The organism is Acinetobacter sp. CAU_H_S170_2, from assembly GCF_058890445.1.
On record NZ_JBZYAE010000001.1, the window covers coordinates 484069 to 502893 of the forward strand.

At 41.9% G+C, this 18825-nt stretch carries 14 protein-coding genes; 7 read left to right on the forward strand and 7 right to left on the reverse strand.

Annotated features, from left to right (window positions below; genetic code table 11):
• Positions 1-43: 43 nt before the first annotated feature.
• From AC5EUN_RS02440 to AC5EUN_RS02450, 3 genes are all read right to left on the reverse strand, one after another.
• Positions 44-2176: a 3-hydroxyacyl-CoA dehydrogenase NAD-binding domain-containing protein gene (locus AC5EUN_RS02440; protein WP_010327448.1), complete on the reverse strand. Its 2133-nt coding sequence runs from the start codon at positions 2174-2176 to the stop codon at positions 44-46.
• 11 nt (positions 2177-2187) lie between these two features.
• Positions 2188-3393, reverse strand: coding sequence for an acetyl-CoA C-acetyltransferase (locus AC5EUN_RS02445; RefSeq protein ID WP_010327447.1), 1206 nt, complete (start codon positions 3391-3393; stop codon positions 2188-2190).
• Positions 3394-3583: 190 nt separating this feature from the next.
• Positions 3584-4594, reverse strand: a complete 1011-nt coding sequence (locus tag AC5EUN_RS02450; protein WP_004695134.1) for an AraC family transcriptional regulator — start codon at positions 4592-4594, stop codon at positions 3584-3586.
• Positions 4595-4803: 209 nt separating this feature from the next.
• On the opposite strand from AC5EUN_RS02450, the gene AC5EUN_RS02455 reads away from it, so the two are divergent.
• The 6 genes from AC5EUN_RS02455 (at position 4804) to AC5EUN_RS02480 (ending at position 12862) form a co-directional block, all read left to right on the forward strand.
• Entirely contained in the window at positions 4804-5922 is a 1119-nt protein-coding gene (locus AC5EUN_RS02455; RefSeq protein ID WP_010327446.1) for a CaiB/BaiF CoA transferase family protein, read from the forward strand.
• Positions 5923-6041: 119 nt separating this feature from the next.
• On the forward strand, positions 6042-7316 hold the full coding sequence (locus tag AC5EUN_RS02460) for a carbohydrate porin (RefSeq protein WP_493352158.1): 1275 nt from the start codon (positions 6042-6044) through the stop codon (positions 7314-7316).
• Between the two features lie 184 nt (positions 7317-7500).
• Positions 7501-9903, forward strand: a complete 2403-nt coding sequence (locus tag AC5EUN_RS02465; protein WP_010327444.1) for a glucose/quinate/shikimate family membrane-bound PQQ-dependent dehydrogenase — start codon at positions 7501-7503, stop codon at positions 9901-9903.
• A 380-nt stretch (positions 9904-10283) separates the two neighbouring features.
• Positions 10284-11927: a nitrite/sulfite reductase gene (locus AC5EUN_RS02470; protein WP_004695142.1), complete on the forward strand. Its 1644-nt coding sequence runs from the start codon at positions 10284-10286 to the stop codon at positions 11925-11927.
• On the forward strand, positions 11920-12405 hold the full coding sequence (locus tag AC5EUN_RS02475) for a DUF934 domain-containing protein (RefSeq protein ID WP_010327443.1): 486 nt from the start codon (positions 11920-11922) through the stop codon (positions 12403-12405). The genes AC5EUN_RS02470 and AC5EUN_RS02475 overlap by 8 nt, the downstream gene beginning before the upstream one ends.
• Before the next feature lie 103 nt (positions 12406-12508).
• Positions 12509-12862 carry a DMT family transporter gene (locus AC5EUN_RS02480; protein WP_010327442.1) on the forward strand — a complete coding sequence of 118 codons (354 nt, stop codon included), beginning with the start codon at positions 12509-12511 and terminating at the stop codon, positions 12860-12862.
• Between the two features lie 14 nt (positions 12863-12876).
• Here the strand turns inward: AC5EUN_RS02480 and AC5EUN_RS02485 are convergent, their stop codons facing one another.
• The 3 genes from AC5EUN_RS02485 to AC5EUN_RS02495 form a co-directional block, all read right to left on the reverse strand.
• Positions 12877-13329 (reverse strand): VOC family protein, encoded by a 453-nt coding sequence (locus tag AC5EUN_RS02485; protein WP_010327441.1) that lies wholly within the window; start codon positions 13327-13329, stop codon positions 12877-12879.
• 183 nt (positions 13330-13512) lie between these two features.
• Positions 13513-14688: a thiolase family protein gene (locus AC5EUN_RS02490; protein WP_005400250.1), complete on the reverse strand. Its 1176-nt coding sequence runs from the start codon at positions 14686-14688 to the stop codon at positions 13513-13515.
• 100 nt (positions 14689-14788) lie between these two features.
• On the reverse strand, positions 14789-15313 hold the full coding sequence (locus AC5EUN_RS02495; protein WP_010327440.1) for a GspH/FimT family pseudopilin: 525 nt from the start codon (positions 15311-15313) through the stop codon (positions 14789-14791).
• A 375-nt stretch (positions 15314-15688) separates the two neighbouring features.
• On the opposite strand from AC5EUN_RS02495, the gene omp38 reads away from it, so the two are divergent.
• Positions 15689-16711 carry an outer membrane protein Omp38 gene (gene omp38, locus AC5EUN_RS02500; protein WP_010327439.1) on the forward strand — a complete coding sequence of 341 codons (1023 nt, stop codon included), beginning with the start codon at positions 15689-15691 and terminating at the stop codon, positions 16709-16711.
• Positions 16712-17360: 649 nt separating this feature from the next.
• Here omp38 and AC5EUN_RS02505 read toward each other — a convergent pair.
• Complete coding sequence (locus AC5EUN_RS02505) at positions 17361-18824, reverse strand: amino acid permease (protein WP_010327438.1); 1464 nt, start codon at positions 18822-18824, stop codon at positions 17361-17363.
• Position 18825: the final 1 nt, after the last annotated feature.

The window sequence follows — 18825 nt, forward strand, 5'->3', positions numbered from 1 at the left end:
TGCAAAAAAGGGATCTGCTGATCCCTTTTTTAAGGTGGAAGTTTTAGCGAATCTGACCCGATGGCACCGATTCAACCAGACGTTGCGGTGCTTTGAAACGCTCACCATACTTCGCTTCAAGTTCACTGGCACGTTGTACAGCTTGGTCTAAACCATATTGATTTAAAAACTGAATTGCACCACCTGTCCACGGTGCAAAACCAATCCCAAAGATCGAACCGATATTGGCGTCAATGACAGACTCAAGGACATTTTCTTCATAACAACGTAAGGTATCTAGCGATTGTACAAACAGGAAGCGGTCTATCATTTCTTGTTCAGAAATATCTACATCTTGCTTCCAATGCTTCAAACCTTCCCAAAGATGCTTTTTACCACCTTCTGGATAATCATAGAAACCTGCACCAGCAGCTTTACCTTTACGGTCAAAAGTATGAATCATGGTTTGAATCACATCATCTGCACCTGAACGCGGTAAATCTTTACCTTCAGCTTGAAGCGCCTTACGGGTTTCATTGGCAACATGTTCAGAAAGTGTTAATGCAACTTCATCTTGAATGGCTAATGGGCCAACGGGCATACCTGCTTTAAGTGCTGCCATTTCAATACGAGCTGGGTGTACACCTTCATGTAATAAACGCAAACCTTCCTGAACAAAAGTACCAAATACGCGACTTGTGAAGAAGCCACGGCTGTCATTCACAACAATCGGAATTTTGCCAATTTGCTGTACATAGTCATATGCTTTTGCCAAAGTTTCAGCAGAGGTATTTTTACCTTTAATGATTTCAACCAATTGCATTTTATCGACTGGACTAAAGAAATGCAGACCAATAAAGTTTGCTTGATCTTTCGATGCATTTGCCAAACCAGTAATTGGTAATGTCGAAGTATTTGAAGCCATCACACCGCCCTCTGCAAGGAATGCTTCGGCTTCTTGAGTGACTTTCGCTTTGAGTTCTTGATTTTCAAATACCGCTTCGATAATTAAATCACAGCCTTTTAAATCTTCCACAGATGCTGTAGCAGTAATTAAACTTAAAACCTGATCACGTTTTTCAGCGGTCATACGACCTTGGGAGACCTTTTTATCCAGTAATTTTTGGCTATAGGCTTTACCTTTTTCTGCATTTTCTACAGAAACATCTTTCAGTACAACGGGAACCCCTTTGATTGCTGTAGAGTAAGCAATACCTGCCCCCATCATACCTGCACCAAGTACACCGACTTTGCTTGCTTGCCATTTTGCAACGTCTTTAGGACGACTCGCACCTGCCTTAATTGCATTCATTCCATGCCAAAAAGTACCGATCATGTTTTTTGAAACTTGACCTGTGGCAAGATAAGTAAAGTAACGTGATTCAATAGTCAGCGCCGTATCCACATCGACTTGCGTACCTTCAACCGCAGCTGCCATGATCGCTTCAGGTGCAGGATAACAACCTTTGGTTTTATCACGGAGCATTGCAGGAGCAATCGCCAGCATTTGCGCAACTACAGGTGTTTTAGGATCACCACCCGGAATTTTATAACCTTTTACATCAAACGGTTGTTGCGACTTTGGATGTTCTTTTACCCAAGCGATGGCTTTATCCATCAACTCTTCAGATGTTTCCGCCGTGTCTTGGATTAAACCAAGAGATTTTGCTTTATCTATACCAAACTGCTTACCTTCCATTAAGAATGGAAAAGCATTTTGTAGACCTAAAAGGCGTACCATACGCACGATACCACCACCACCCGGCAGCAGACCTAAAGTTACTTCTGGAAGTCCAAATTTAGTTTTAGGATCATTCAATGCAATACGTGCATGACAGCCTAAAGCGATTTCCCAACCGCCACCTAAAGCCGTACCATTCAATGCTGCAACCACAGGAACACCTAAAGTTTCGATATAACGAAACTCTGCTTTCATTTTCTGAATCATTTCAAAAAAAGGTGTGGCATCTTCCAAACGTGCTTGGATTAGCTCATCCAAATCACCGCCTGCAAAAAAAGTTTTTTTCGCTGAACGGAAAATAATTCCCGTAATAGAAGTTTCAGATTTCAGTTTAGAAACAATATTTTCCAAAGCCACACGGAAATCACCATTCATGGTATTTACAGATTGGTTTGGAGAATCCAAAGTTAGAATAATAATGCCATCGTCATTTTTTAAATATTGAATTGCGCTCATTATTATTCTCCTTATACCAACTCAATAATGGTCGCAATACCCATGCCACCACCCACACATAATGTTGCCAAGCCACGCTTTTTGCCCTGACGCTCTAATTCATCCAGTAATGTTCCGAGAATCATTGCGCCCGTCGCCCCCAATGGATGTCCCATCGCAATTGCACCACCATTCACATTGATTTTTTCAGCAGGCACTTTTAATTCTGTCATAAAACGCATCACCACAGATGCAAAGGCTTCATTGACTTCAAATAGATCAATATCGTCAATCGTTAAACCAGCTTTTGCCAATGCTTTACGAGCAGCAGGTGCAGGCCCTGTCAGCATAATGGTTGGATCCGAACCCACCAATGCAGTCGCCAATACTTTGGCACGCGGTTTTAAACCTTGTTCTTTGACCGCTTTCTCGGAAGCAAGTAATACAAGTGCCGCACCATCGACAATACCCGATGAGTTTCCTGCGTGATGCACATGGTTAATTTTTTGTGCTTCTGGATATTGTTGTAATGCAATCGCATCAAAACCCATTGCACCCATCATTTCAAAACTTGGATTGAGTTTTGCTAAACCATCTGCTGTTGTTGACGGTTTAATAAATTCATCTTGATCTAAAATGGTCACGCCTGCTTTGTCTTTGATCGCAACCACTGATTGATTGAAATAACCCGCAGCTTGTGCTGCTGCCGCTTTACGTTGCGAATTTGCAGCAAATGCGTCGACATCTGAACGTGTATAACCATCCAATGTTGCAATTAAATCTGCACCAATCCCTTGCGGAACGAAGTGTGATTTTAAATTGGTTTCAGGGTCTAATGCCCACGGGCCACCATCTGAACCCATTGCAATACGTGACATTGACTCAACACCACCTGCAACAACAATGTCTTCCCAACCTGAACGTACTTTTTGCGCAGCCATGTTTACGGCTTCTAAACCTGATGCACAAAAACGGTTAATTTGCACACCTGCAACATCATTATCCCAACCCGCTGCGATTGCCGCAGTTTTAGCAATATCACCACCTTGGTCTGCAATAGGCGTGACACAACCCAATACAATATCATCTACTTTAGAAGTATCTAAATGATGACGATCTTTCAATTCATTCAACAATGTGGTCAATAGCGTAATCGGTTTCACTTCATGCAGTGAACCATCTTTCTTTCCTTTTCCGCGTGGTGTGCGAATGGCGTCAATGATATAAGCCTCGCGCATAGCTGTTCCTTTTTATGACTTTTAAGTTGTTATGCATTTGAGTGTACAAATTAATGGCCGTGATGCAATGACTAGAACGGGTCAGGTCAGATGAGTCTTTTTGCCAATAGACTGAAGATTTGGGCATAAAAAAACCCAAGATCGAAATCTTGGGTTTAGCAATGTGCCGAACCGTCGTCAAACTAAAAAATTAGTGATAGCCGTGTAGTTGGCGATATAAACCGGGTGTAACCCCAGTCCATTTTTTAAAAGCACGGTGGAAGGTACTGGTTTCACTAAAGCCTACTTGCTGTGCTACATCTTCTAAAGTTAAACCCGGATTTAACAGTAGGTGGATTGCGGCATCACGACGTAATGCATCTTTCACACCTTGGTAACTTTTACCTTCAGCAGCTAAGCGGCGACGCAGCGTTTGTGGAGATAAATACAGCATAGAAGCCACATCATTCAGGGTTGGCATTTCCTCACCAATTTGACTCTTCAATACATCACGAATACGTGAAGTGAGTGAGTTGGTGTTTTTAAATTTCACCAACAACTGTGCAGGCGCGGCTTTTAAAAACTCTTCTAACGTTTCTTCATTTTGACGAATTGGTAAGTCCAAATAATCTGCCGCAAAAGTGATTTCGGTACGCGGCATGTCGAACTGCATCACAGGTGCGAAGAACAGAGCATCGTACTCATCTGCATGGGTTGGACGTTCATACCCAAAGTGCACACGTTCTAGCGGTAAACGACGTTCAATCAACCAAGATGCGAGACCATGCCAAATCATCAGCATACTTTCGGTAATGAAGTGATCTGGGTCCATCGATTTCGGAATCTGAGGAACAAGACGAGCTTCATGCTTGTCGCGCTCTAATGTCACCGACCACTCATCGCCAAACAGTTTATAAAACTGTGAAGACAGTTCTAAAGCATCACCTAAGGTTTTGGCATGAATAATCAGCTGACACATGATGGCAAACGTACCTAAACGACGTGGTTGCTTATCGAAGCCAACATGTTCGTCTTGGGTCACCATCCATAACATTTTAACGAAGCGAGTATATTGTTCTGGAGAAATACGGGCTTTAGGTTGACGCAGCAGTTCTGCCTCAATCCCTACGTGAGAAAGTAATGTTTCGACATCCATGCCGAGACGTTTTACGCCAGTTAAAGCCGCATTGACGAAATGGATACTAATGGTATCGCGGCTCATATTTAATCCTTCAGTCTCTTTTATATTCACTTGCGTTTGACCTAAATGACGCTAAAAAAAGTATTTTAGGCAATTTACACTAAAGTTTTTTGCCTTTTTACATGTTAAATTGCCGAAATGATCAAGGTAAATGGCTGAACATGACATTGTTTTGTTGCTTTTATATTTCTAAAATAGCTAAAAAATCAACATAAAAAGAGAAAATAAACATGGATATGGCATTGAAAGGATTGAAAGTTCTCGATTTTTCTACACTTTTACCCGGACCTTTTGCAACAATGTACTTAGCAGACTTAGGTGCAGAAGTGATCCACATCGAGTCTCCAACCCGCCCCGATCTGATCCGTTTAATGCCACCTTATGCCAATGGACAGGCCACTGCACATAGTTATCTCAACCGAAATAAGCATGCTGTCGCTCTGGATTTGAAAGATCCTGCCAATATTGAACTGATCAAATCGAAAATTTCAGACTATGACATTGTGATTGAACAATTCCGTCCAGGTGTGATGCAAAGATTAGGGCTCGATTATCAGACCTTATCTGAAATTAATCCGCGCTTGATCTATTGTTCCATTACGGGTTATGGGCAAACAGGAGGGTATCAAAATAAAGCAGGACACGATATCAACTATGTGGCTTTGTCAGGGATCGCGGGACATAGTGGCCGACAGCACAGTGGACCACCACCAATGGGGATTCAAATTGCGGATATTGCAGGTGGCTCTTTGCATAGTGTGATTGGAATTTTAGCCGCAGTAATTGAAAGACAGCGGAGTGGTTTGGGGCAGTATATTGATATTTCCATGACCGACTGTGTAGTAGGGCTCAGCAGCATGGCCGCAGCTGCGAGCTTAGCAGGGCAGGAAAAACAAGGGCCCGAGCAAAGCTATCTCAATGGTGCGACTTTTTATGACTATTATGAAACGCAAGATGGACGTTATTTATCGATTGGGAGTTTAGAGCCACAGTTTTTATATGGGTTGGCACAAATTTTAGAATTGCCGATTGTGGCTGAAAAAGGAGCCTCATTGGCAACTGATGACCGTCAGGTGGTGAAACAAGCAATAAAAGACAAAATTAAAACCCAAGATTTTGCCACGTGGAATGCAATTTTTCAGCAGCAAGATGTCTGCGTTGAGCCCGTATTAAAGTTGGATGAAGCACTCGATTCGCAGTTAGCCAAAGATCGTGCATGGGTGGTTTCTGTACCTTTACAAGAGGGGAGTACAAAAAGCGAACAACAATTAGCTTGTCCAATTAAGTTTTCACGTTCAAAAATAAGATATGAATTTATAGGCAAACCGCTCGGTTTTGATTCTTTATAAATATCATATAGCGATAATTTGAATATATTTAAAACAAAAAAACGTCATAAAATGGGTTTTTATACAAATAAAGCGTATCATATCGATTAGTTGTAATTTTGTAAGAAAGGTCACCAATTATGAATAAATGTAAAAGAAGTTGGTGTTTTAACCTCAGTCTCTTAGCGCTCAGTTGCTGCTTTCAAAGTGTGTATGCTGCAAATGCCTTTGAGGCAGAAAGCCCTTGGATGCTGGGTGACTGGAATGGTCAGCGCAGCGCATTGCAGCAAAAAGGCTACGACTTTAGCTTTGGTTATACGGGTGAAATGGCAACGTTGCTCGATGCCTCGCATTCTTCAAGTCATGGTACCGAATATGCAGACCAGTTTGCATTTGGTACACACTTCGATTTAGACAAGATTTTGGGTTGGCAGGATACTGAGGCTCAAATCACCATTACCGAACGCAATGGGCGTTCACTTTCTCAAACATCCGATGCTTTAGATGGACATTTAAGTTCCACTCAAGAAGTGTGGGGACGTGGACAGACGTGGCGTTTAACGGATTTGTGGATTAAGAAAAAGTTCATGGATCAAAAGTTAGACATCAAAGTCGGTCGTTTTGGTGAAGGGGAAGATTTCAACAGTTTCGACTGTGATTTCCAAAACCTTGCGCTCTGTGGCTCTCAAGTTGGTAACTGGGTCGGTGACCAGTGGTACAACTGGCCTGTCAGCCAATGGGCTGCACGAGTCAAATATAACCTTCGGCCAGACCTGTATGCACAAGTCGGGGTGTATGAATATAACCCTGAAAACTTAGAACGTGGCAAAGGCTGGAACTTAAGTACTGACGGTTCGCAGGGAGCCATTATTCCTGCTGAAGTGGTGTGGCAACCTGCTGTAGGTGTAAATAAGTTACCTGGTGAATATCGTGCGGGTTATTACTACAGTTCGGCAGATGCCACAGACATTCAAAACCCACAGCAAACCTCACATAAACAAGGCGGCTGGGTTGTTGCCAAGCAAAAATTCACAGCACATCATGGTAATGCCGCGCGCGGTTTAACAGGTTTTGTGAATCTCACGCTACATGATTCAGATACCAATAAGGTTCGTGACATGCAGAACATTGGTTTGGTCTATAAAGGCGCTTTTGATACCCGCCCTCAAGATGAAATCGCGATTGGCCTAGCCCGTATTAATATCAATGATGATGTCAATGACGCGAATATTGTCAATAACAGCGTCAAAGCCCGTTTACAAAGTGAAGAGTATGATGCCGAGATTTACTACGGTATTCATGCAGCCAACTGGTTAACCATTCGTCCCAATATCCAATATATCCGCCATGTAGGCGCATATAAAAATGGTGAAAATGCATGGGTCGGCGGAATTAAATTCCAGACCGCATTTTAGTTTCTAGATCGATAAGTATTTGTCCAGCAAGGTTGATAAAAACTTTTAACGGTTGTTCAAAGCATAAAACTGTTCGAAATAAGTCGTTTGGACAGATACTTAAAATCTAAAAACTGTCTAGGTGTTCATATCGATATTAAAACGATACGAGCTTTTAACAGAATCTAAGGAAAAGGTGGTCAATATGAGTACTCCGTCTTCAGGTTCAGGACTTAAAACTTTTACAGCTGTGATTGCTGTGATCTTTGGTTTAGTCCTGCTGATAGGAGGGATTTATCTTGCAGTGCTTGGTGGGTCTTGGTACTACATCATTGCAGGTTTACTCTTCATCGCGACTGCAGTTCTACTGCAAAAATTAAAAAGTACGGCATTAATCGTTTATGCGTTGTTGGTCTTGGGTACAGTGATTTGGGGCTTATGGGAAGTGGGTTCAGACTTCTTTGCCTTGGCGCCACGCTTAGATATCCTTGGTTTATTTGGTTTATGGCTACTCATTCCAGCGGTCACACGCGGTTTTGACAATGCTAAAAGTGCAAAACTAGTTTTAACAGGTTCACTGGCGGTGACTATTGCCGTGATGATTTTTGCTGTGTTTAATGATCCTCAAGAAATTCGAGGTGAACTGAGCAGCAAGCAACCTGCAACCGCACAGTCCATTCCGGGTGTTGCTGATGGCGACTGGCCTGCTTATGGTCGTACTCAGTCTGGTTTGCGCTATTCTCCTTTAACGCAAATTAATTCTGAGAATGTTAAAGATTTAAAAGTGGCTTGGACCTATAACACAGGTGACTTTAAAACAGAAAATGACTCTGGTGAAACCACCAATCAGGTCACCCCAATTAAAGTTGGGGACAATATGTATATCTGTACCACGCACCAAAAACTGGTTGCCCTCGACCCAGCGACAGGTAAGGCGAAATGGACTTTTGATCCGAAGTTGAAATCGGACAATACTTTTCAGCATTTAACCTGTCGTGGCGTGTCTTATTATGATGCGAACAATACAGTTGGTTTTGAAGCCAGCTTGCAACATAAAAAGTCATCGTCTGAGTTGTGCCCACGTAAAGTAATCTTACCTGTCAATGATGGTCGTTTGGTTGCCATCAATGCTGATACTGGTGAGCGTTGTACGGACTTTGGTAAAAATGGTGAAGTCGACTTACAAAAAGATATGCCATTCCCTTATCCGGGTGGTTATATCCCAACTTCTCCACCTGTGGTCACAGGCACGACGATTATTATTGCGGGTTCAACCACAGATAACTATTCAACTGAAGAACCTTCAGGTGTGATTCGTGGTTATGATGTGAATACCGGCGCATTGTTGTGGGTCTTTGACACAGGTGCCGAAGATCCAAATGCGATTCCCGCTCCGGGTCAAAAGTATGTTCAAAACTCACCGAATGCATGGGCACCATTAGCCTATGATGCAGCCTTGGATATGGTTTACATTCCAACGGGTGTGGGTACGCCAGATATTTGGGGCGGTAACCGTACTGAGTTGCATGAGCGTTATGCTAACTCAATGCTGGCACTGAATGCTTCAACAGGTAAGTTGGTGTGGAACTTCCAAACCACGCATCATGATTTGTGGGATATGGATGTACCATCACAGCCGACATTGACGGATATTAAAGATAAGTCAGGCAAAATGGTTCCTGCCATTTACGTATTAACGAAAACGGGCAATGCCTTTGTTCTAGACCGTCGTACTGGTGCAGCCATTGTTCCAATTACGGAAAAACCTGTACCACAAACAGTGAAACGTGGGCCGCAAACCAAAGGTGAGCGTTACTCTGCGACACAACCTTTCTCTGACTTTGACCTTGCGCCAAAAGAGAAACTGACGGATAAGCAAATGTGGGGTGCAACCATGTTTGACCAGTTGATGTGCCGTGTGTCTTTCCACAAACTGAACTATGACGGTATTTATACCCCACCTTCAGAAAATGGAACTTTAGTTTTCCCAGGCAACTTGGGTGTATTTGAATGGGGCGGTATGTCCGTTAACCCTGATCGTCAAATCGCGGTGATGAACCCAATCGGTTTACCGTTTGTTTCTCGACTCATTCCAGCCGATCCAAACCGTCCGAAAACAGCCAAAGGTGCAGGCACCGAAGCGGGTGTACAACCGATGTATGGTGTGCCTTACGGTGTAGAGATCAGTGCGTTCTTGTCTCCATTTGGTTTGCCATGTAAACAGCCTGCTTGGGGCTTTGTGGCGGGTGTGGATTTAAATACTCACGAAGTTGCATGGAAACGTCGTATTGGTACAATCCGTGACAGCTTACCGGGGATTCAATTACCACCATTTAAAATGGGGGTGCCTATGCTTGGTGGTTCAATCTCAACTGCGGGGAATGTGATGTTTGTCGGTGGTACGCAGGATAATTATATCCGTGCCATCAATGTGACCAATGGTGATGAACTTTGGAAAGGTCGTCTACCAGCGGGCGGTCAAGCTACACCAATGACCTATGAAGCCAATGGTAAGCAGTATGTGGTCATTATGGCGGGTGGTCATGGTTCATTTGGGACCAAGATGGGAGATGCTTTGGTGGCATATGCCTTACCCGATGCAAAATAATCTTTTGTAGTCATTTAAACTTTCAAATAGCCTGATTCGTCAGGCTATTTTTATGTGCAATCGGTTTAAAAGGGTAAAGTGAGAACGAGGAAGCAATAGAAAAATTGAGATCTGCCCAGAAAGCCAGGTTTAAAATTTATGCGGTAGCAATGCATTGGTTAGTGTGTATGTGATAGGCTGAACGGAGTTAGCTGAATAATGTATAAGTATCTAATAAAAAATACTTTAATCAGAAAAAACCTTTAGGATTAGGGACAAACAGTACATCTACTTATCCTTATCAATAAAACAGCTATGAAATATGTAAAAAACGCATTTTGTTGATAGTTTAAATCTCGTTATGCTGTCAGCCGTTATAATGAAACTACTAGCTGTACGCCATGTATTTATATACTGATTTCGATCAGCAACTGATCAATGAACGTGTTGCACAGTTCCGTGACCAAACGGAACGTTATTTAGCTGGAAAACTCACTGAAGATGAGTACCGCCCATTACGTCTTCAAAACGGTCTCTATGTACAACGCTATGCGCCAATGTTACGTATTGCTGTGCCTTATGGCTTAATGAACTCAACGCAATTGCGCAAAGTTGCAGAACTTGCAACTGAGTTTGACCGTGGTTATGCACACGTTTCAACCCGTCAGAATATTCAGTTTAACTGGCCTGCGCTAGAAAATGTTCCAGACATGCTTCAAGAGCTAGCTTCTGTACAAATGCATGCAATCCAAACTTCGGGTAACTGTATTCGTAACACGACTACAGACCAATATGCAGGTGTGGTTGCTGGTGAAGTGGCTGATCCACGTCCAACGTGTGAATTGATCCGTCAATGGTCAACCTTCCACCCAGAATTTGCTTTCTTGCCACGTAAGTTCAAGATTGCGGTATCAGCACTTGAAGAAACTGATCGTGCAGCGACCTCATTCCATGATATTGGGGTGTATATCGTTAAAAATGAAGCGGGTGAGATCGGCTATAAAATTAAAGTCGGTGGTGGCTTAGGTCGTACCCCTGTGATTGGTAGTTTCATTCGTGACTTCTTGCCACGTGAAGACCTGATTGCCTATTTAGAAGCCGTACTGCGTGTTTATAACTTGCACGGTCGCCGTGATAATAAATACAAAGCACGTATTAAGATTTTGGTGAAAGCGTTGACGCCTCAAGTCTTTGCTGAAAAAGTCGAAGCTGAGTTTGCGCATACCATTAAAACTTTAAAAATTCAGCCTGAAATTTTGCAGAAATTAGACGAAGAATTTATACCGTTTGATTATCAAGATTATGCAGACGAAGATTTTTCTGAACAGTTTGCTGCACATCCAAAATTCAAACAGTGGTTCAATATCAACACCAATGCTCACAAAGTGAAGGGCTACCGTATTGTAACGATTTCGTTGAAACGTACGGGTATTGCACCGGGTGACGTGACCACGGAAGAGATGAATTTGATTGCAGACCTTGCAGACAAATACACCTTTGGTGAACTGCGGACCACGCATGAGCAAAATATTTCTTTGGTGGATGTTCCGCAGAAAGATTTATTTGAATTGTGGACTATTCTTGAGAAAAACAATTTAGCTCGTGCGCACATTGGTTTCTTAACCGACATTATTTGCTGCCCAGGCGGTGACTTCTGTTCACTGGCAAATGCGAAATCAATTCCTATTTCAGAAGCGATTTCACGTCGTTTTGATGACTTAGATACCATTTATAACCTTGGCAAACTTGATCTGAATATTTCAGGTTGTATGAATGCCTGTGGTCACCACCATGTGGGGAATATCGGTATTTTAGGTGTGGACAAAAAAGGCGCTGAGTTCTACCAAATCACTTTGGGTGGTAATGCCGATCATGATGCTTCAATTGGTGACATTCTAGGCCCATCATTTGCAGCTGAAGTTGTGCCAGATATCGTTGAAGAGATTTTAAATACCTATCTTGACCTTCGTGCTGAGGGTGAAGAATTCATCGATACTTATCGCCGTGTGGGCATTCAACCCTTTAAGGAGCGTGCATATGCTTAATCTAGCACTACAAGTCCTCTCTAAAGATGGCTCGATTGCAGACAATACTTATCAAGTGATTGGTGAAGATGGTGTTTTACCGCAAGGTGATGTGGTTTTAACGGTTGAGCAGTTAGATCAATTGGCTGAAGTTTCAGGTAAAAAAGCACTCCTTGTTACAGTTGATGCCTCTCCTGAAACGCATGATTTCCCTTTAGATCAGCTAGATGCCATCTTTATTGATTTTGCGGGTTTTAACGATGGTCGTGGCTATTCATTTGCAGCGTTATTACGCCGTCAAGGTTTCCAAGGCGAACTACGCGCAACGGGTGATGTGTTTAAAGATGTCTTGAACTACATGAAACGTTCAGGCTTTGATACCTTTGTTATTAAAGAAGGTAAAGACATTCTTGAAGCTGCTGCGGGTTTAAATGATTTTCGAAATCCGTATCAAGCATCAACAGCCGTTGCACAAGCCAGTTATCAAACGGGCGCTTAAATTTTCAAGTGAATAAAAAGCTGGACTTCGGTTCAGCTTTTTTGTATTTATACGCAGCATTTTTGATGAATAAATTGAAGAAAAAGAAGCAGGTAAATTGGACATGATGGCACTTTTTGCAAAAATTAATCCCGGTGTCATTTGGCTACTTATTGCTATTGCTACAGATGTGCTTTCGACTTTTTATTCCGCAAAAGGTAATGGCTTGGTCAATAAATTGGATCAAGGCATTGCACTGGTGCTTTATATGATTTCTTTTGCGTGTGCAGCCTATGCTTTAAAATTTATGCAAGCGGGAATTTTATATGTGCTGTGGTCTGGCATTGGTGTCATTGCCACAGCACTTCTTGCTAAAGCATTTTTAGGACAGAGCATCGATTTGGCTGGATGGCTCGGTATAGGTTTTATTACCGTGGGGCTCACTATTATTGCGCAATTTTCAAATATTGATGTTTAAAAAGAAAAAAGCTTTTATCCTTCTTCTAATTGGCAATTCACCATCCATTTAATTCCAAACTGATCGGTAAATGCACCATAGAGTGCGCCCCAAAACGTTTTCTCTAGAGGCATTTCTATTTTTCCATTGACTGAAAGTGCATCAAATAAGCGTTTTGCATCGGCTTGTTCATGGGCATCTAAGTTAATGGAAATATAGTGGTTGTTGCCTACAGTAAAGACGGTATTGCTTTGAGCGCAAAACTGATCATTGGTATCCGAAGCCATCAGAATCGTGCTGGCATTGATGGGAAGCGAAACATGCATGATTTTTTGTTGGTCAGCTTCGGAAAGGGCGAATGAACTTTCATCTGAAGGTAAGTCTCCATAACGCATGAACGTTGCAAACTCTCCACCAAAGACAGACTTGTAAAAATTAAAAGCGGCTTCAGTTTGACCATCAAAGTTGAGGTAGTGATTCAGTTGCATTGTCTTATCCTTGTTGTTTTTTTCGTCGTTATTTTAACAAGTCGTTGAGATCGGCCCTAATACAATCTTGTAATAAAAAATCCCTCGCAGTCGAGGGATTTTCATAAATGTCGCTTTTATATCAGCTAATTATCCAATGTTTTATTGTATAAAATATGTCAATAAAAGAGGGTTGCTTGCATCTTAAAGTAATTCAATCGCTACAGCAGTCGCTTCACCACCGCCGATGCATAGTGCCGCAATCCCTTTTTTACCACCTGTACGTTTAAGCGCATGAATCAAAGTCAGGATAATACGTGAACCAGTTGAACCGACAGGGTGACCCAATGCGCAAGCTCCACCATTGATGTTCACTTTTGCTGGATCAAGTTTGAAGTCATCGATTGGACACATAGTTACCATCGCAAAAGCTTCATTGATTTCCCAAAGATCTACGTCCTGTGCATTCCAACCTGTTTTCTTAAGCACTTTTTCAATTGCACCGACTGGTGCAATGGTGAACTCTGATGGATGTTGTGAGTTCGATGCATAAGCCACAATTTTGGCTAATGGTGCTAAACCTTTGCTCGATGCATTTTCTGCTGAAGTTAAAACTAGTGCGGATGCACCATCCGAGATTGAACTTGCATTTGCTGCAGTGATGGTGCCATCTTTAGCAAAAGCAGGGCGAAGGCTTGGAATTTTTGCAATATTGGCATTGAACGGTTGTTCATCTTTATCAACGACAACATCACCTTTGCGAGATGAAACTGTCACAGGCACGATTTCATCTGCAAAGTAACCTTCGTTGACCGCTGTTTGTGCGCGCTCTAAAGAGCGAATCGCGAAGGCATCCATTTGCTCACGCGTATAGCCACGAGTATTGGCCATATCTTGTGCAAAAGAACCCATCAATCGACCTGTTTCTGCATCTTCTAAGCCATCAAGGAACATGTGGTCTTTAACATCGCCATGCCCCATACGGTAGCCCGCACGCGCTTTGGTTAAAATATAAGGAGCATTGGTCATCGACTCCATGCCACCTGCAACCACGATATTTGCTGAACCTGCTTTGATCATATCCGCAGCTTGCATTACCGCTTTCATGCCAGAACCACATAATTTATTGATGGTCACAGCACCTGTTGAATCAGGTAAACCTGCTTGGCGCATAGCTTGGCGTGCTGGACCTTGCTTTAATCCCGCAGGTAGAACACAGCCCATGATTACTTCTTCTACATCGTTTGCGTGTAGGCCAGCACGAGCAATCGCTTCTTTAATCGTTACAGCACCGAGCTCTGGAGCGGTTACACTGGCTAAACTGCCTTGAAAACCGCCCATTGCTGTACGAGCACCATTCACAATTACGATGTCTGTCATTTTCTTCTCCGAATCACTTATACGTTTTGTTGGAAACTTAAGCAGTATATGCAAATTTGCTAGCGAGAAAAGCTGAAAACGTGATTATGGACTCATGGGTCTAGTTACAGGCATCGAGGGGTTCAGTCCGGGTCTGCCCCATTTTGCTCATGACTAATTTAAAGTGATCCTGACTTTGCATAGAGCAATAATAGAAAGTTCCATTTGAGCCAAGGGGGAGGCCATTTTCAGCTTTAAAGCTTAACGATGGAAGACTGAGTGTGCCACGCCAATCAAGATTGCCATATTTGAGCTGCTGTTGTTCTGTCCGAATAATCGTTTCACTGGTATCTACTCGTCGGTTTTTATTATTATCGATAAATACAATAAAGCCCATGTTCCACTGATGATTTTGGCATTGAACGAGGTCTTGACTTGGGCAAATGGTGATATTTTGACGTTGCAGGTTGGCCATATTTTTGGCTGCCTGAATACTATTTCGTAATGTATTCAGTGTTTTGCTGCGCTCTTGTGAGGCCATATACTGATGAAAGTGAGGAAGTGCGATTGTACAAATGATCAGAATAATGCTAATAGTGATCATGAGTTCGAATAAAGTGAACCCTTTTTTATTGATAAAAAACATATGGTTATCCAGTTTTGTTGTTATAGAGCTATTTTTTATTTATTAAAGCTTTGTTTATCAAACAAATTTTATACATAATTAGTAGTACTCAACTTGTTTAAAAAGCTGTTAAAATGTAATACAAGTGAAAATAAGCTATTCGCAAGTAAAAATTGAGTAAAAAATTACCGAATTACAACGGAAATTGTAAGTAATTTTGTCAATAATTTACTTGATTAAAGTTATCAAGCACTTGGAAAAAAAATAAAGTGTTTGTATGATTCATTGCGAATAGCTTAAAAATAAAACTGGGGTATAAAAAAGCCTATCTCAGAATTGTTAAATAATTTTAAGCTTAAGCTTGAAAAACAATTGTTATCTCTGGAGGATAAATCCATGAAAATGAGTCGTATTGCATTAGCAATGCTCGTAGCTGCTCCTTTAGCTGCTGCAAACGCGGGCGTAACTGTTACTCCATTAATGCTTGGTTACACTTTCCAAGACACTCAACATAATAATGGTGGTGATCATTTGACTGATTCAGCTCAAATGGATGATGACCTATTTGTTGGTGCTGCACTTGGTGTAGAGCTTACTCCTTGGTTAGGTTTTGAAGCGGAATACAACCAAGTTAAAGGTGACATGGTTGACCAAGCGAATGCTGAATACAAGCAAACGCAAATCAACGGTAATTTCTATGCTACTTCTGACTTGATTACTAAAAACTACGACAGCAAAATCAAGCCATATGTACTTTTAGGTGCTGGTCACTACAAATACGAGTTTGATAACGATCTAGGTCGTGCTGGTCGTGGCCTTAAAGAAGAAGGTACTTTAGGTAATGCTGGTTTCGGTGCTTTCTGGCGCTTGAACGATGCTTTGTCTCTACGTACTGAAGCTCGTGCTACTTACAACATCGATGAAGATTTCTGGAACTATACAGCACTTGCTGGTCTTAACGTAGTTCTTGGTGGTCACTTGAAACCTGCTGCTCCAGTAGTAGAAGTTGCTCCAGTTGAGCCAGTTGCTCCAGTTGAACCACAAGAGTTAACTGAAGACCTTAACATGGAACTTCGTGTGTTCTTTGATACAAACAAATCAAACATCAAAGACCAATACAAGCCAGAAATCGCTAAAGTTGCTGAGAAGTTAGTTGAATATCCAAACGCTACTGCTCGCATCGAAGGTCACACAGACAACACTGGTCCACGTGCATTGAACGAACGTTTATCTTTAGCTCGTGCTAACTCTGTTAAATCGTCTCTAGTAAACGAATACAACGTTGATCCAGCTCGTTTGTCTACTCAAGGTTTCGCTTGGGACCAACCGATTGCTGACAACAACACTAAAGAAGGCCGTGCTATGAACCGTCGTGTATTCGCGACAATTTCTGGCAGCCGTACAGTTCAAGCTCAATAATCTGAGTTTTAACTAAAAAACGACTCTTCGGAGTCGTTTTTTTATGTCTAAAATAATGAAATTTATGTTAACTCACATCGTTGAAAATAAACTCGAGCTCAATGCAAGAGCCTTTAAGGCTTACGGTGGTCATGGTTAGCTACGTATAGGATATTAAATATAGTTAGAAGTATTTAATTTTAGAGGATGAATATAAGAAGAATGAAAAGTGGATTTCCGTCACTCATGCTTCACTACATCGATAATAATTTTGCCTTAAGAGTGAATGGATATTTCTAGTTATTGATTTTTATAAAGATTTGTTTGCTAGCGAGATAATATTTCTGGCTTGATATTTAGGGGCTAGGAATTTGAGAGAGATCAGTGCTCAATAAGCCGTTTTATTTAGTTATGGCGGTGCGAATTGAGAGGCTAAATTTTTACTACCTAAATATGTAAATTGTTCATCGCGCAAGTGAACGGATGCTAGTTACAGAATATTAACTAAGTTTAGGATGGATCCGAGTCATAACTATCGATTCTATGTAACTTCAATAATTGAACTGTCTTATTGAAAATTGCGTTATTAATTTATGCTTTACGGCTTTAGTAAATGAATAAATGATAATAAAAAAACAGCCCGAAGGCTGTTTTTTATTATGAAAGAATTTTATTCGCGATCAGGATTCATTGGACTGACATCCATTTCTTGGTAAGAAACCAGTTTGGTTTTGTATTTCCATTTATAGCCTAGCCAAATCGCCAAGAATAAGAAAATACCAATATAGGTCGATAAAACAGAGAGCCATTCGCCATCAAGTACCGCTTGGTAGTTTTGACCTAAAACAACAATGGCGCACAGGATAAAGGCAAACCAAGGGGCAAAGGGGAAGAATTTTGCACGATAAGCTAAGTCTTCAACCTTATGCCCTTGGGCAACATATCCTTTACGGAAACGATAGTGTGAAACAGCAATCCCTAACCAAACAATAAAGCCACACATACCCGACATGTTGAGCAGCCAATTAAAGACCTGTTCTTCGCCAATGAAAGTAGTTAAGAAGCAAAGTGCAGCAATTGCAGTTGTCGCATAAAGTGCATTCATGGGTACGCCGCGTGGGTCTAATTTGGCAAACAGTTTAGGTGCACTGCCATTTTGGGCCATATTGAACAGCATACGCGTCGATGAATACATCCCTGAATTACCTGCCGATAGAATCGCGGTTAAAATCACGGCATTCATAACACTGGCAGCAAAGGCAAAACCAGCTTTTTCATAGAGTAAGGTAAATGGAGAGAGTGCAATATTCTCTGATGAAGCCGCTTGTAACAAAAGTGGATCATCATATGAAATGAGTGTACCGATAATGAAAATACACACCACATAAAACAGTAGGATGCGCCAAAAAATCTGTTTGATGGCAATCGGGATCGTCTTTTGTGGATCCTTCGATTCACCTGCAGCAACACCGACCATTTCGGTACCTTGGAACGAGAACCCTGCAATCATAGCGACACCAATCAGTGCAGATAAGCCACCAACGAAGGGTGCTTCACCTTTGGTCCAGTTGGCAAAAGTTGCGACACCTGGCGTCATCATGATTTTACCAATCATGAAAATACCAATGATGATAAATACAATGATGGCAAGGACTTTAACCAAGGAGAAGAAGAACTCACTTTCACCAAAGCCTTTGACTGTCAGTGCATTGATCCCAAAGACAACAGCTAAGAAGAGAGCACTCCAGTAGAAACCGGGCAGATCGGGAAACCAGAATTTCATAATGAATTGGACTGCAACCAATTCAAATGCAACCGTAATGGCCCAGTTATACCAATAGTTCCAGCCAAGGGCGAAACCAAAACCACCTTCAACATACTTGGTGCCATAGGTGAAAAATGCACCGGATGTTGGGTTGTGTGTTGCCAACTCACCCAGACTGGTCATGAGAAAGTAAATCATCACACCAATTAAGCAGTAGGCCAATAACGCCCCGCCAGGGCCAGCATTTGCAATGGTTGCACCTGAGGCAAGGAATAAACCTGTACCAATTGAGCCACCAATGGCGATCATATTCAGATGGCGAGCTCCAAGCTTCCGCTTGAGTTGAGCTGGTTGAGTCATTTCGCTCATC